The following is a 16169-nucleotide window of genomic DNA, read 5'->3' on the forward strand; positions in this document are numbered from 1 at the left end:
TTCTAAATTTATATATAAATGAGGTGAAATAATTAGGTCAAAAACTTTATTTGTTTCATTAATCATGTTATGCTTCGTAATGTTATCTGTTGGAGCAACATTTGCTGCAGATAATGCTACTGATGTTATAGCTATTGATGATGAAATAACTATTGATGAACCGCTTGCGGTTGAACAAGATGTTCAAGATGTAAGCGCAAATGAAAGTTCCGCAGCTGTAGTTACTCCGGAAACTATTGGTCAGTATATAGATGATTCTGGTCAGTTGTATAAAAATGTAACTGCAGATGAAATTGTATTTAACGGTACTTTTAATAATTTGAATTTAACTGTTGAGCGTCCTATTACATTAACCGGCGGATTTTTCAACGATCCAAACTTTGAAATTTATTCCAGTGAGGTTATATTGAGAAATTTCTCAATTATTCAAAATAAAGGTGTAAATTCCATTTTTGTTGCTGGAAGTGAAGAAAATCATACTTCTGATGTTTTAATTGACAATGTAAATATTGTATTTACAGATGACCAAAGCGGTGCAGGTGCAATTCCTATTGAAGTAATGTATTCTGATGATTTCATGTTTAAAAATTCATTTATTGCATATGGTGGTAGAACCAACGGTTATTATAATAATAATGCTGTTCGCATAACCAGTTCAAAAAATGCAATAATTTTTAACAATCAAATATTTGCAAACCTTGTTTCCGCTTCTGTTGGCTGGGCTGAAGAGCCTGCAGGTTCTGGTAATTGGGTAAGTGCTCCTATGAGTGAAGCAATTGTTATTAAAAATTCTGATGGTGCTATTTTAGATGGAAATTTAATAAATGTTACATATGGAAATGTTACTGGTGATTGGGATACAATTTATACTGTAGATGTATCTGAGTCCGATGATGTTTTAATAACCAATAATGAGATAATATCTGATGGTTTCTCTTATATTTATGGTATAATCATATCTGGTGATGATTTCACAATCAGAGGTAATAACATTACTTCTACCGGTGTATTATATGCTAACGGAATCGATATTGAAGGTCCTGCAACTGGTGTAGTTGAAAACAATAATATTGATGTTAGTGCTGTAAACAGTGCTTATGCTATTTATTCTGGTATGAATGGTAAAACTGTTAGTGCTAACTATACTGATAACAATATCACAGGTAAAGCTTACAATATCTTTGGTTTCTCTTTAGGTGATGTTGAATCCAATGTTAAAGATAACTTTGTTGATCTTGAAGGTAATTATACTACAGGTCTTGCTGCTAGAACTGATGTTTTAAATGTAGATGGCAACAGATTTATTTTAACTTCTTCTGAAGAAGGTAATGAATCTGTCCAAGAAGGATTTGGTGTTGAAGCTAGAGGTATTCTTGTAATTGCTGGTAATGCTACTATTGCTAACAACACTATTGCAACTAATGGTAAAGGTGTTGTATTATCTGGTAAAGGAACTTCTGCTACTTTAGAAGGTAACTTCATTAATGTTGTTGGTAATGCTGATAAAGATGCTTATGCTCTTTACGCTGATGAATTAGCAAGTTTAATTGTTAACAATAACACTGTTGACTATCAGGGTACTACTAACGGTACTGGTGTTAATAATGGTGTTTATGTTTACAACACTACTGATGCTAGAATTACCGGTAATACTTTTACTTTGGATTTGGTTTCCAGTTATGTTCCTTGGTTTGAAATTCCTGCTGGTTCCGGTAACTGGACATCTTTCCCGGTATCTGAAGGTATTGTTGTTGATTCCAGTGAAGCTGTTCAGTTTATGAAAAATAATGTAACTGTAACTTATGGTGATGTTGTAGGTAGTTATGATACTATATATGCTGTTAGCTTTAAGAATTCTGATTATGCTTTGATTGAAGGCAATAAAATTGATGCTAAAGGTCATACTCACATTTATGGTATTATTTTATCCGGTGATAACTTCAATATAGGCGCTAATACTATTACTGTTGAGTCTGATAATTATTATGCTAATGGTATTGATATTGAAGGTCCTGCTACCGGTGTTGTATATGATAACACTATTGATGTTACTGGTGTAGAGTCTGCTTATGCTATTTATTCTGGTATGAATGGTCAGAATGTATCTGCTTTATATCAAAACAACACAATTACCGGTAAAGGTTACAATGTATTTGGTATGTCTTTAGGTGATGTTGAATCCAATGTTAAAGATAACTCCATTATATTGGATGGTAATTACACCACTGGTATCGCTTACAGAGGTTCTGGCATAAATGCAACAGGTAACTACATTGTCTTAAGTTCAACAGAACAAGGTAATTTAACTGTTTGGGAGAATTTCGGTGTTGAAGCTGTCGGTATTAAAGTTATTAATGGTACTGCTGTAATTGAAAACAACACTATTGCAACTCCTGGAAAAGGTATTCACATAGAAGGCGCTGAGACTGATGCTCACATATTCGATAACTTCATAAATGTTGTTGGTAATGACGATCAAAATGCTTATGCTATCTTTGCTATTGATGCTGCATCCTTATTCCTTAATTTAAATAATATTGATTATCAGGGTGCTACTAAAGGTACTGGTGTTAACAATGCTGTTTATGTAAACAATGTTACTGATACTTCTATTATAGCAAATAACTTTACTATAGATTTAGTTTCCAGCTATGTTCCTTGGTTTGAAATTCCTGCAGGTACTGGTAATTGGGTATCTTTCCCAATTAGTGAAGGTATTGTTATTGAAGATACTGTCAATCCTGTATTCTCACTCAATAAGGTTGATTTAACCTATGGTGATGTTGTAGGTTCTTATGATACTATTTATGCTGTTGACGTTAAAGCTGATGATGCAATTATTTCTGATAACGAAATCAATGCTAAAGGTCACACATACATTTACGGTCTTATAATTACCGGAGATAACTTCACAGTTGAAGCAAACAACATTACTGCTGAGTCTGATAATTATTATGCTAACGGTATTGATATTGAAGGTCCTGCTACTGGTAGTGTATACAACAACAATATTCGCGTTAATGCAACAACCTCTGCTTATGGTATTTATTCAGGCATGAACGGTCAAGACACTACTGTTTTATATGACGGCAATTATATCTTTGGTGTCGCTTACAATGTATTTGGCATGTCTTTAGGTGATGTTGAAAGCACAATTTTGAACTCTGAAATCATTGCGGATGGTAACTACACTACTGGTATTGCATACAGAGGTACTAAACTTACCATTAATAACACATCTATATTAGCATTTGGTTCAAATGTAGGTAATGAAGCTATTTGGGAAGCTTTCGGTGTTGAATCCGTAGGTGTTAAAATTGTAAACGGTACTTCTGAAGTCACTAACAACCGTATCATGACAACTGGAAATTATCCTGTCAATGTTGGAAACACTTCCGCTTCAGTTCATGATAACAACTTAATTGGTTTGAAATACATTGGTGATGAAGGTGTTGCTAATGCGGATAATGCAGAAGTTTACAACAACATTCCTGAAATAGGAAATAAAACTGCTGTTGTTATATCAATTACTGAAGTCAACGGAAATTGTGAAGTTTCAGGTATATTAAAAGAGATTAATGGAACTCCAGTCAGTTTCTATGAGTTATCCTATACCTTTGATGGTGTAACCAAACCTGTCAAAACCGATGAAAACGGTACTTTCAAAATTACTGGAATTGGCAACGGTAAATTGGACTTATTCCTTGAAGAGGACAGCCACTATTTAGCATCTGATGTTGTTTCACTTACATTAACTGATATTGCTCCAGTTAAAGAACCTACAACTGCAAATATCACTATCGGAGATTATGAAATCGGTAAGGATGCTAATGTAACTATTGACATTCCTGGCGCTACAGGTAATGTTTCTGTCATCGTCGACGGTGTTGAAACAATTGCACCATTAGATGAAAACGGCAGTGCTGTTGTTACTATTGAAAATGTTACTGGTGGTGAACATTCCATTGTAGTAATCTATACTGGTGATGAAACACATGCTGCTGCATATAAGGTTGAAAACATTTTCTTAGAACAATTTGACACTAGATTTGATAATTTAACTGTTGAAGGTTCCGGATATATTGATGGTGTGCTTGTAAATGCATTAGGTGATCCTATTGCTAACGCTACAGTAGTTTATATAGCTAACGGTGTTGAATCAAATGTCACAACTGATGAATATGGTTGGTTCATATTCAACGTTACTCTTGATGCTGATGTAACAATCAGTTATGCTGGTACAGATGTTTACATGCCAACTGAATTGTCCATCAAATTGCAGGATATGGCTCCTTCAAGGACTAATACTTCCTTCAATAGTGCTGACTTTACACAATATTCTTGTGATTTCTATGAAGGAGAACGTGGTGGAAACTTCACTTTCCAACTCTTAGATATGGCCGGTAATCCTCTTGCAAACAAAACTATTTACATTGGTTATAATGGTGTAACATTAAACAGAACCACTGATGAAAACGGTTATGCAAATGTTCAGATTAACCTGAAAAACGCAGGATTATACACCTTTGTAGTAGTATTCCTAGGTGATAAAGACTACAACGCTACCATGGCTGTACACAAAGTTACTATTGAAAAGAAAACAACTTCAATATCTGCAAGCGCAAAAACATTTAAAGCTACTGCAAAAACCAAAAAATACACAGTAACTTTAAAAACCATCAAAGGATCATCCATCGATGGAAAAACATACTTAGCTGCAGGTAAAAAAGTATCCCTTAAAATCAATGGTAAAACCTACACAGGAAAAACCAATGCGAAAGGTCAAGTAACATTCAGCCTTAAAATAACCAAAAAAGGCAAATTCACCACTAAAATATCATTTGCTGGTGACAAATCATACGAAGCCTCAAGCAAATCTATAAAAATAACAATTAAATAGAGATTTTTATCTCTATCTTTTTTCTTTTTTTATTAAATTCTAAAAATTTACCTTGCACATGTAGATGGACTTATTCAAACATTAATTTTTTTAGAATAAGTATAATTATTATTGAAATAATATCTAATTAAACAGATTAATTTTTGTTAAATTATAATTTAATTAATCGTTATTGTAATTATATTGATGGTTTTTCGAGTGGTGTTTTTCAAAAAAATTTTTAAAAAAATAGAATAAATTAGCATATTGCTAATTTATTTCATAGCGTCTTTAACTCTATCGAAGAGTCCTTTTTCAACATGTTTAATTTCATCACCGCTGACTTCGGCAAATTCAGTAAGTATCTTTTTCTGTTTTGAACTTAATTTTTTAGGAACAACCACAGTTACAGTAACGTACATATTTCCTCTTCCTGAATGTCTAACAGAGTTCATTCCCTGACCTTTTAATTTAAATACGGTACCACTTTGTGTTCCTGAAGGTATTTTAAATTCAACTTCTTTTCCTTCAATAGTAGGAATGCTAATCAAATCACCTAATGCAGCTTGAGGGAAACTAATTTGTTGGTCTAAGTATAAGTGATCGCCTTCACGTGTAAAGTTTCTATGTCCTTTGATGTGGATTGTAACAATTAAATCTCCTTCAAGTCCTGGTGATTCACCACAGTTTCCTTCACCTGAAACTCTTAAGTGGTTACCTTCATCAACACCTTCTGGAATTTCAATTTTAATTGTTTTGGATTTTCTTTTACTTCCTTTTCCGTGACAATCATCACAAGGGTCTGTAATTATCTTTCCAGTTCCTCCACACTCTCTACATGGTCTTACATTTACCATTTGACCTAAAAATGTGTTGCTGACTTCTTTTATTTGTCCAGTACCGCCACATTTAGGACAGGTTTGAGGGTCGGAACCTGGTTTGGATTTAGAACCGTTACATGTTGGACATAATTCACTTCTGGTAATCTTGATTTCTTTGTCACAACCATTGAATGCTTCTTCTAGAGAAATTGGTACTTCAGTGTAAATGTCTGAACCTCTTTGAGGACCTGCTCTTCCTCCACGGCTGCGACCTGGTCCACCGAATCCGAACATTTCAAATATGTTTCCAATATCGAATCCTTGGAAAATATCCTCAAAGTTCACGTTTTGATAGAAATCTTCAGCAGTAAATCCATCCATTCCGGCATGACCGAATTGATCATATCTTTGACGTTTTTCTTCGTCAGACAAGACAGCATAAGCTTCACTTACTTCTTTAAACTTATCTTCAGCATCTGGTTCATCACAAACGTCTGGATGGTATTTTCTGGCTAATTTACGATAAGCTTTTTTAATAGTCTTTTCATCCGCAGTTTTATCTACTCCAAGAACTTCATAATAATCTCGCTTGTCTGCCATTTATTCACCTTAAAATAATTTTAAAAAAATAATAGAAAAAATAATAGTTTTATCTATATTGTTAGTTTATTTGATTCTGATTTTATATATTTCCTAACAATGCAATAAAACTATATTATTTAATCTAGTCTTTTACTTCATAGTCTGCATCAATTGTGTCATCATCTTTGTTGTCTTGAGCACCTGAGTTAGGGTCAGCTCCTGCTTGTTGTTGAGCTTGAGCTTCTGCTTGTGCTTGTTGGTAGATTTTTGCACCAATCTCTTGAATTACATTTGATAATTCATCAGACTTTGATTTAATGGCATCAATATCATCGCCAGCTATAAGTTCTCTTAATTCAGCTACAAGTCCTTCGACTTTTGATTTTTCATCTTCAGATACTTGATCTTTGAGTTCGTCTAAGGTTTTTTCTGAAGTGTAAATTAATGAGTCTGCGTTGTTTCTGATTTCGATTTCTTCTTGTCTTTTTGCATCTGCTTCAGCATTCATTTCTGCTTCTTTAACTTTTTGTTCGATTTCTTCATCAGATAATTTAGTTGAGGAAGTAATGGTAATTGCTTGTTCTTTACCTGTTCCTTTATCTTTTGCAGTTACATTTATAATACCGTTAGCGTCAATATCGAAGGTTACTTCAATTTGTGGTACTCCTCTTGGTGCAGGTGGGATTCCTACAAGTTGGAAACGTCCGAGTGAAGTGTTGTCTGCAGCCATTTTTCTTTCCCCTTGCAATACGTTAATGTCTACAGATGGCTGATTATCTGCTGCTGTGGAGAATACTTGACTCTTTTTGGTAGGAATAGTAGTGTTTCTTTCTATTAATGTAGTTGATACTCCTCCTAAGGTTTCAATACCTAAAGATAATGGAGTTACATCTAAAAGAACGATGTCTTTAATTTCACCAGCTAATACTCCTCCTTGAATAGCTGCTCCCATGGATACACATTCCATTGGGTCAATACCACGTTCAACTGGTTTTCCTATGAATTTTTCTACGTATTTTTGAACGATTGGCATTCTGGTAGGTCCACCAACTAAGATGATTTTATCAATTTCAGCTCTGGTCATTTTAGCATCATCTAATGCTTGTTGCATTGGTTTTCCAGATTTTTCCACAATGTGGTCAACTAATTCTTCTAATTTTGCTCGGGTAAGAGAGATGATTAAGTTTTTAGGAGTTCCGTCACTGCCCATTGCGATGAATGGTAAGTTAACTTCAGTGGTTGTGGTAGTGGATAATTCAATTTTTGCTTTTTCAGCAGCTTCTCTTAATCTTTGTACTGCTTGATCATTATCCATTAAGTCAATACCTTCTTGTGCTTTGAATTCATCAGCTAAGTATTTGATTAATACGTTATCCATATCGGTACCACCAAGTTGGGTGTCTCCGCTGGTGGATCTTACTTCAAATACTCCTCCACCGAATTCCATAATGGTTACGTCTAAGGTACCTCCACCTAAATCGTATACCATAATGTTCATGTCATCTTCTTCTGCTTTGTCAAGTCCGTATGCTAAACTTGCTGCAGTAGGTTCGTTTACGAGCCTTACAACATCGAGACCTGCAATGGTTCCTGCGTCTTTTGTTGCGGTTCTTTGGTTATCGTCAAAGTATGCTGGTACGGTAATTACAGCTTTTTCGATTGGTTCACCTAAGAAGGTTTCAGCATCTTTTTTAATTTTTTGTAAGATGAATGCAGAGATTTCTTGTGGAGAATATTGTTTTCCGTTTACAGTTACTTTGTGATCAGTACCCATGCTTCTTTTGATAGCGCTGATTGTATTTTCTGGGTTGGTAACTGCTTGTCTTCTTGCTGGTTCTCCAACTAACATTTGACCATCTTCAGTAAATGCAACGTAACTTGGGAAGGATTTACCGTATTGGCTTGCTCCTTCAGCGGAAGGGATTGTAGTTGGTTTTCCCCCTACAAGCACTGATGCTGCTGAGTTACTTGTACCTAAATCAATTCCAATAATTTTTTCTTTTTTAGTATCAGACATAATTATCACCTATTTTTTTTTCATGAATTATATTAATAAACATTATTTTTTACAAACAATAACTTTTGAGTATTTTAGAACTTTATCCTTATACATGTAGCCTTTCATTAGTTCTTCAATGACGTAGCCGTTTTCCACATCATCGGATTCCTGTACCATTAATGCTTCATGTTTGTTCAAATCGAATTTTTCACCTTTTGCATGAATTTCTTCAACGCCTTCTTTTGTTAATATGTCTTTAAATTTATTGTAGGTAAGTTCTATACCTTCTCTTAAGTTTTTGTCATCTTCAACTTCTAAAGCTCTACCGAAGTCTTCGTAACAGTCTAAGAATTCTTTGATAATATTTTCATTGGCAAATTTGATAATTTCTTTATTTTGTTTGTCGGTTATTTTTTTGAAATTTTCAAAATCTGCCTGAAGTCTTTGAGATAGTGAAATGTATTCCTGGGTTTCACTTTCCTGTTTTTCAAGGTCTTCTTTAAGTTTTTCAACTTCTTCATCTTTTTGAGCTAACTCTTTGAGAAGCTCCTCATATTTTTCTTGAAGATCTTGTTTGGTTACTTCAGTTTCACTTTTATTTTCGTCAGTCATATGTACACCTTTTAGGTTTTTTAGAAAAACTTTTGTAATAACTCATTTGGCGAGAAGTCATCAAATTGTTCTTTAATATTGGTTAATGGGAATTTATGGACATATAGGAAAATGGTTCATCAAATTAGAGTTATTACTTCAAGTTTTTCCGAACCAAATATTAAAGTAACAAAAAGTTATCTTTCTCTTACATTATTATAGTAACAAAAAGTTATATAAACCTTTCGATATTCAAAGTGTCAAAAATTTGATATTTTCTTTGCTTAAAATCATTTGATTTTATTATAATTAAATTTATATCATTATTTTTCATATGTTTATATTAAAAAAACTTATTTAATTTTTATATTAGATTTAACATTAACATTAATAAAATAGGCTTCATATATTGGGGTTTTAACTTTTCTTACAATATGTAATAAAAACATAATGTTTTATATAATATGTTTAATATAATCTATAATCATGACAAACGCAAATGACATTGAAAAAAATGATAAACATCATAGAAATGTCAATTCTTCTAATGGCCACATAGAAATTAGAGGAAATTACAACGACCAATTAGGAGATATTGATAAAGAAGATATACTTGACGTAATGGGTTGTAAAACAAGAAGAGATATCATAAATCTCTTAAGGGAAGAGCCGATGTTTGTTAGTGAAATATCTAATGAGCTCGATATTGGTCAGAAGGCTATCATAGAACACTTGCGTGCTATGGAAGATATAGGAATTTTGAACTCTTCTTATAAGAAAATCTTAAGAGGTCGTCCGCGTAAATATTATGATTTGCAGCATGAGGTAAATATTCACATTACTATTAATAAAAATACTTTTGATGTAAATTTTTCCGACGATATGCTGAATACTTTGCAGTTGCCTTCAGGTGACGAATGGTCAAAACTCTTGGATATCGAAAAAAGGATTGACGCAGGTCAGCTTGAAGCAATCGATGAGCTAAAAAATCAAATCAGATTATACGGCAATCTCAAGGAAAGAGCAGAATATATTCTTGAGAGAACTTTAAAAAATAGATAAACTAATATTTAGTGGTCATTATTGAATGGTTTAAATCATTTTTAAACCATTTCATTCTTGTTTTTTTGCAATTATGCTTTGTCCCAATGAAACTGATCCATCCCCTGCACATGTGTTGAGGTGCTGGATGAATTCATAACCTTCTTTTGTTATATGTTCCTTAACCGCATTTGTAATGGCTTCGTTGTAGAACACTCCGCCTGTTGCACCAATATCATTCAATCCTTTTTTATCAGCAGCATTCATTGCAAGCTCAGCCAAACCATTTGCAACTGCATTCTGACCTGCTTTTGCAACATCTGCCTTTTTTTCTCCATTCTGATATAATTTAACAACTTCTCTTAAAATTTCAGTAGTATTTAAAATGTTGTTTTCAATAGCGTATGGAATTTCAATGTCGTTAGTTGAATAATATGCGCAGGATTCGAGTTTCATGGAACACTCTCCTTCATAGGTTCTTTCATGCGCAATCTCCAAAGCCACTGCCATTGAATCAAGCACTCTTCCGGTACTTGTGGTTTTTCCAACATTGATTCCGGCTTCAAGCTGTTTAAAAAGATTTCTGATTTCAACATCTCCATATTTGAAATACTTGGAATAGCCTTTTATTAAATCAGGCTCACCAAGTATGCTTGCAAGCATTCTTGCAGGATATCGGGTTGCCATGTCTCCGCCGGGCATCAGTTGTGTTTGAAGATGGCCCAATCTTTCGAAAGTGTTAATGTCAGTATAGAGAATTTCTCCTCCCCAGCTAGTTCCGTCACTTCCGTATCCAACTCCATCCGCTGCAATAACAATCATTTCCTCAAGGGCATGGTCGTTTGCCAGTGCAATTGAATGGGCATGGTGGTGCTGTATTGGCATAACTTCAGCATCAAATTTTTCGCCCAGCTCATATGCAAGTCTTGTTGTGAAAAAATGAGGATGCAGGTCGCATGCAATTATGTCGAATTCATTAATTTTTGTAATTCTCTGCATGTTTTCTATGGCCTGTTTTAAAAATTCCAATGTTTTAGGCTTGTTTGTATTTCCTATATGCTGTGAAGGATATACAATATTGTCTTTGGCAATGGAGAAGGTTACATCAAGTTCGGGACCTAAAGCAAGGACATTGGAATCATTCACATCATAATTTATCTTATACGGTTCCGGAGTATATCCTCTTGACCTTCTTATGAATGACAATTCATTATTTCTAAATCTGATTACTGAATCATCACATCTGTTTAGTATTTTACGGTTATGAACCAGTGAATAGTCATTAACTCCGCTGATTATTTCCTCATTGGTAATCATCATTGGCTCTCCGGGAGTGTTTGCAGAGGTCATGACGTAGGTGTCTATGTCACTTTCATCAAACAGCAGGTAATGCATAGGTGAATAAGGAAGCATTACTCCAATATTGTGAAGTCCGGGAGACAGTGATTCCGGAAACGGATAATTTTGATTTTTCTTTAAAATAACAATCGGTCTTTTGTTGGATGTGATTGTTGCAATTTCTTTTCCTGACAGTTGAGCATAATTTTCAACGGCATCCAAATCTTTAGCCATCACTGCAAAAGCCTGGTTTGGACGGTTTAAACGTCTTCTTAATTCTTTAATTGCATAGTCATTGTATGCATCGACAACTAAATGTGTTCCGCCGATTCCCTTAATTGCTAGGATTTCACCGTTTTCCAGTTTCTCAGCACCTAATTTAATAGGATTTTCGCAGTCAATTTTATTCCTGCCTTCATAGAAAGCCATCTGCGGCCCACAATCTCCACAGCAAATAGCCTCTCCATGGTAACGTCTGTTCAATGGTTCCCTATATTCCAGAAGACAGTCATCACATAATGGAAATTCATCCATTGAAGTCCTGATTCTGTCATATGGCACGCTTTCGATAACTGTAAATCGGGGTCCGCAATCGGTACATGCATTAAAGGGATATTTGTAACGTCTGTCATTCGGATTTCTGATTTCTTCAAGGCAGCTGTCACATATTGCAATATCCGGTGGAATGACACTAACGCCGGAGTAAGAATCGCCACTTTCTATAATTTGAAAGTCAGTGTAATTTTTCAATTCAATTTCTTCAACGGTCATCGAATCTATTTTAGCTATTGGTGGTAGTTCATTAGGCAATCTTTCAATAAATAAGTCTGTAGATTCACCTTCAATTATGATTTCAACAACATTTCCAAGGTTTCTAACGTATCCGTTGAGATTCAAGTCGGATGCGAGTCGGTATACATAAGGTCTAAATCCAACTCCTTGGACAATTCCCTGTGTTAAAATCTTTTGGCATTTCATAAATATTATTTAAGTTAAATTTTATATAAAATTTTGTCCTATATTAATATATGAAAGAAATTCTTGAGAAATTAGTCGAAGGAAAAATCAATATTGATGAAGCGCAAACTCTTTTGAAAGCGGAAAATATTCTGGAATTTGACGAGATTGCCAAATTTGACGTTAAAAGAAACGAGCGTACAGGTTTTCCGGAGGCAGTATTTTCACCCAGTAAGGATTATGATGACCTTATATTAATAATAAAAAAATTCCTTGAAAACAATGATGACGATTTAATCATAACCAAATTGTCAAATGAAAGATATGAAAAAATTTTGGAGGATTTGGGAAAAGATTCATTTATTTTTGATTATAATAAACGAGCTCAGATATTGGTCATAAGAAAAGAGGTTAAAGTCAAAGAAAAAATTGCAAAAATAGGAATCATTACCGCAGGCACTTCAGATATCAATATTGCTGAGGAAGCAAGAGTGATAATTGAAGAAGGTGGATGTGAAGCAATAACCTCCTATGATATAGGCGTTGCGGGAATTCACAGACTATTTCCTCAGATAGCACACATGATAAAGGAAGGTGTTCGCGCATTTATTGTATGTGCAGGAATGGAAGGTGCGCTTCCTTCAGTTGTTGCAGGCCTAGTTGATGTTCCTGTAATTGCTGTTCCAACTTCTGTTGGTTATGGTGTTGGCGAAGGAGGGCGTGTGGCACTTGATGCCATGCTTCAGTCTTGTGCTCCTGGAATTGCAGTTGTGAATATTGATAATGGTTTCGGTGCGGGCGTTTTTGCATTAACTATTGTAAACAGTGATTAATTTGATTTATGAAACTTTCAATCCTGAGGTTCATGATGTAAATCATGTGGCCAAATTAGTTTATGATGTTGATTTTAGAACATTTGACATGTTTTTCAAGTCTCCGCAAAAAGCAGTCGGAGCTATTTCTAATTATTTAGCTAAAAAGAATTTGAATGATTATTTTAAAGTTATTCTGGATGATGAAGGAAACCTGATTGGTTATGTGAGCATTTATCTTTATGATGATAAGCATGAATTTCATTTAAAATCTCTGAAATTGTACCTTGTGGACTTGTTGGATCATTTTGTTTTGTGCGATATTGAAAAGAGGGATTTATATCTTGCAGAAATAGCTATTGACGAATCTCAAAGGGGAAAAGGGCTTGGAAAAAAGGTCATTCAGGATGTAATTGAGTATGCTCGCTCAAAAAATTTCAAACGGGTAATTCTTGATGCTGATTTTAGAAATAAAGGTGCAAAGAAACTTTATGAATCATTAGGTTTTAAGGTATTTAATAAAAAAAGAGTTAAAATAGCCAGTTTTGAAAGGGGAATGTACAATATGGAGTTCAATCTCTAACTCGAACTTTTTTAATTGCATCGTGGACTCTCATGCAATTGTTTTTGTCGGTAAATGTGAAGTATTCTTCAACATTTTGCACATGCTTCTCTTTCATTTCACAATCATTTTCCATATAATCCACAATTAAATCCACTAGCTCATCTTCAGTTTCACATACTTCACCGAAACCCATGGTTTCATAGTCAAAATAGCTTTCTTCTAAATTGAAATGATAATCTTCACCATATTGATAATAAAGTACTGGTTTTTTAAGATATGCGAAATCAAAAGCTACGGAGGAGTAATCAGTAACCATCAAAGCACCTTTTTTAAACAGGTCCTGATAACTTCCACGTTCAAGGTCAATTTTAATATAATCATTTTCATCGAAAAGTTCTATAAATTGATATACGTGGGGATGAGGTCTGAATATTATTTCATAGCCGTATTCTTCTGCCTTTTGAATTAATTTTTCGTTGTTGATTAGTGAATTGTAGGTTTTAAAGTAGCTTGAATTACTGATGGTATATTTATTTTCATTTGTGAGGTACCTTCTCCAGGACGGCATCAGCAGGATTGTTTTTGTCTTTTCATCTTTCAAATTATCAAACCTTGGAAATCCCAGCAGATGAATAATGTCTTCGTCATAATTGTAATAGTATTTAAATAAAGAATCATATTCTTTTTTAGATGCTGTAAGTAGGAAATCAAGGTTTTTATCATATTTGTTCAGCCAATTGGAAATGTTATTAAGGGTTATTCCGTGCTGTAAAAATATTGTGCTTGATTTCAGAATGCCTGTGAAGTTAGGATAATGTCCCCAGAATGCATAGATATAATTATTGTCGGGATGTGATGTAATAATCTTTTCTGCATATAATCCCAGTATCCTATGTTTCATTGAGTGGTATGCAATTGTAGGGCCGATTTTTTTCAGTTTTCTGTAGTAAGGTGTATTTTTATCGATGATGAAATACTTTTTAATGTTCTTATCATCCTGTTTGATGGAATATTTGAATAGGTGCATTCCGTTGTCGTCAGCTATTGTCGGAAAATCCATATAAAACCAAATGTGTTTGTTTCTTAAGAATGGGTAGAGTATCATATATATTATTCTTAGTGGGATTGCGGTTTCAAAACCTGGAACTCTATTTTTTAACATGCCAAAAAGTGTTTTTATTTCTTTTTTAATCCATTTGGTTGTTGTTTTCTTTTCTATTTTAATTTCATTGCCTATCAGATAGCTCAGGTATCTTTTTGTTTTTGCATAACCTACGGCTTTTGAAAAGTTACATGGTCTTGAAAAGTCAATATTTAAATTATCATTGATGTTTGACTTGAATTTTAGAGTATATTTTTTTGCATTGTCTAATTTGTAGTAAAATTCAATTGTGTGGTTGTTTAGATATTTTTCGTTTAGATAATATCTTTCCCTCTGTGGGAAATTTATTGTTTTTACTTCTATCTTTTCATTGTTAATATATACATCAATCTTTTCATCTTTTGAAATTGAATTTATGTTAGCAAGGATGTGCAATTCATCATTGATAATTTCATATATGTCGACGTATAATGTGTCTAATTTTAAACGTTTTGTTAATGTAATTTGGTCTTCTTCGGGATAGGAATAATTGTTCTTCAAGTAAAACAGGAATGTCTTAATTTTATCATCCATTACTCCCTGGCTAAAAATACTTTCGTCATCAATATACTGCAAATCCTCTTTGAATTTGCCATTTAATATTCTGATTTCATTTTTTGTTAATTTTTCATCAATGGTTTCATTAGCAATTACTACATTGAAGTACTCCAGGAAAACTTTTTGGATAAAAAGTGGAATTTTACCGAATCTTCTTTTACTTTCCTCAATTAATTCATCTAAGTAAAAATTAACTTTTCTGTTTTTAGAGTTTTTTAGATGGGGAATATAATTTAAAAGTTCGTTATGTCCTTTAGAATTTCGATTAAAGTAAATGGCTTCACTGCATATTCCTAAATTAGGATTATTGAGCAGTATTTTATTGATGAATGTTAAATCTTCAGGAAGGGTGATGTGTTTTGAAAATCTCACGTGTTCAAGTGATGATCGTTTTATAAAACAGGGATTACTTCGCATCTGGATTAATTCAGGGGTTTCAAATAAATTAATAACTCTTGTTGACTTGTATTTCTCATCAAAAAAGGGGTTTTCAAAATCCTTATTTAAATATTTCATGGGTATGGTTACCACATCAATATTGTCATATTTTTTAAACATGTCTAAAACTTCAGATAATGCATTTCTTGAAAGATAGTCCTCCCCGTCTAGGAAATGTATATACTCACCTTTAGCATACATTATTCCTAAATTTTTACTTGTTCCTTTCCCTTCATGATTCTTAGAAATGTATCTTATGTTAGGATATTTCAATGCAAAGTCTTCACAGATTTCATGTGTTCTATCAGTACTTCCATCGTTAACCAGTATTATTTCAGTGGCGTTCCTAAGTTTAAATGTTTGATTTAAAACGGATTTGATACATTCCTCAAGAGTTTTTTCTACATTATAAGCTAAAATAACAATGGTAAATTTAAACTCAGACAT

The 16169-nt window shown here is 33.6% G+C and carries 9 protein-coding genes; 4 read left to right on the forward strand and 5 right to left on the reverse strand.

Going from position 1 to position 16169, the window contains the following annotated elements; translation table 11 throughout:
• The first annotated feature begins 64 nt into the window (after positions 1-64).
• Positions 65-4900 carry an Ig-like domain-containing protein gene (locus tag E7Z81_RS00040; RefSeq protein WP_292742639.1) on the forward strand — a complete coding sequence of 1612 codons (4836 nt, stop codon included), beginning with the start codon at positions 65-67 and terminating at the stop codon, positions 4898-4900.
• 254 nt (positions 4901-5154) lie between these two features.
• On the opposite strand, the gene dnaJ is transcribed toward E7Z81_RS00040, so the two are convergent.
• From dnaJ to grpE, 3 genes are all read right to left on the reverse strand, one after another.
• The gene (gene dnaJ, locus E7Z81_RS00045) at positions 5155-6300 is read right to left on the reverse strand and encodes a molecular chaperone DnaJ (protein WP_292742643.1); all 1146 of its coding nucleotides are present in this window, start codon (positions 6298-6300) and stop codon (positions 5155-5157) included.
• Positions 6301-6424: 124 nt separating this feature from the next.
• Positions 6425-8299, reverse strand: coding sequence for a molecular chaperone DnaK (gene dnaK / locus E7Z81_RS00050; RefSeq protein WP_292742645.1), 1875 nt, complete (start codon positions 8297-8299; stop codon positions 6425-6427).
• A gap of 42 nt (positions 8300-8341) precedes the next feature.
• Entirely contained in the window at positions 8342-8893 is a 552-nt protein-coding gene (gene grpE / locus E7Z81_RS00055) for a nucleotide exchange factor GrpE (RefSeq protein WP_292742647.1), read from the reverse strand.
• Between the two features lie 465 nt (positions 8894-9358).
• On the opposite strand from grpE, the gene E7Z81_RS00060 reads away from it, so the two are divergent.
• A complete protein-coding gene (locus tag E7Z81_RS00060) occupies positions 9359-9934 on the forward strand; it encodes an ArsR family transcriptional regulator (RefSeq protein WP_292742649.1) in 576 nt (191 codons plus the stop codon).
• Between the two features lie 51 nt (positions 9935-9985).
• Here E7Z81_RS00060 and hypF read toward each other — a convergent pair whose 3' ends face one another.
• A complete protein-coding gene (gene hypF / locus E7Z81_RS00065; RefSeq protein ID WP_292742652.1) occupies positions 9986-12229 on the reverse strand; it encodes a carbamoyltransferase HypF in 2244 nt (747 codons plus the stop codon).
• A gap of 50 nt (positions 12230-12279) precedes the next feature.
• Here hypF and larB point away from each other — a divergent pair, with 50 nt between their 5' ends.
• Positions 12280-13041, forward strand: coding sequence for a nickel pincer cofactor biosynthesis protein LarB (larB, locus tag E7Z81_RS00070; RefSeq protein WP_292742654.1), 762 nt, complete (start codon positions 12280-12282; stop codon positions 13039-13041).
• Entirely contained in the window at positions 13034-13603 is a 570-nt protein-coding gene (locus tag E7Z81_RS00075; RefSeq protein ID WP_292742656.1) for a GNAT family N-acetyltransferase, read from the forward strand. Before larB ends, E7Z81_RS00075 begins: the two co-directional genes overlap by 8 nt.
• On the opposite strand, the gene E7Z81_RS00080 is transcribed toward E7Z81_RS00075, so the two are convergent.
• Positions 13593-16169: a CDP-glycerol glycerophosphotransferase family protein gene (locus E7Z81_RS00080; RefSeq protein ID WP_292742658.1), complete on the reverse strand. Its 2577-nt coding sequence runs from the start codon at positions 16167-16169 to the stop codon at positions 13593-13595. The genes E7Z81_RS00075 and E7Z81_RS00080 overlap by 11 nt on opposite strands.

Origin of the sequence: Methanobrevibacter sp. (genome assembly GCF_015062935.1) — an archaeon.
Taxonomy (GTDB): Archaea; Methanobacteriota; Methanobacteria; order Methanobacteriales; family Methanobacteriaceae; genus Methanocatella.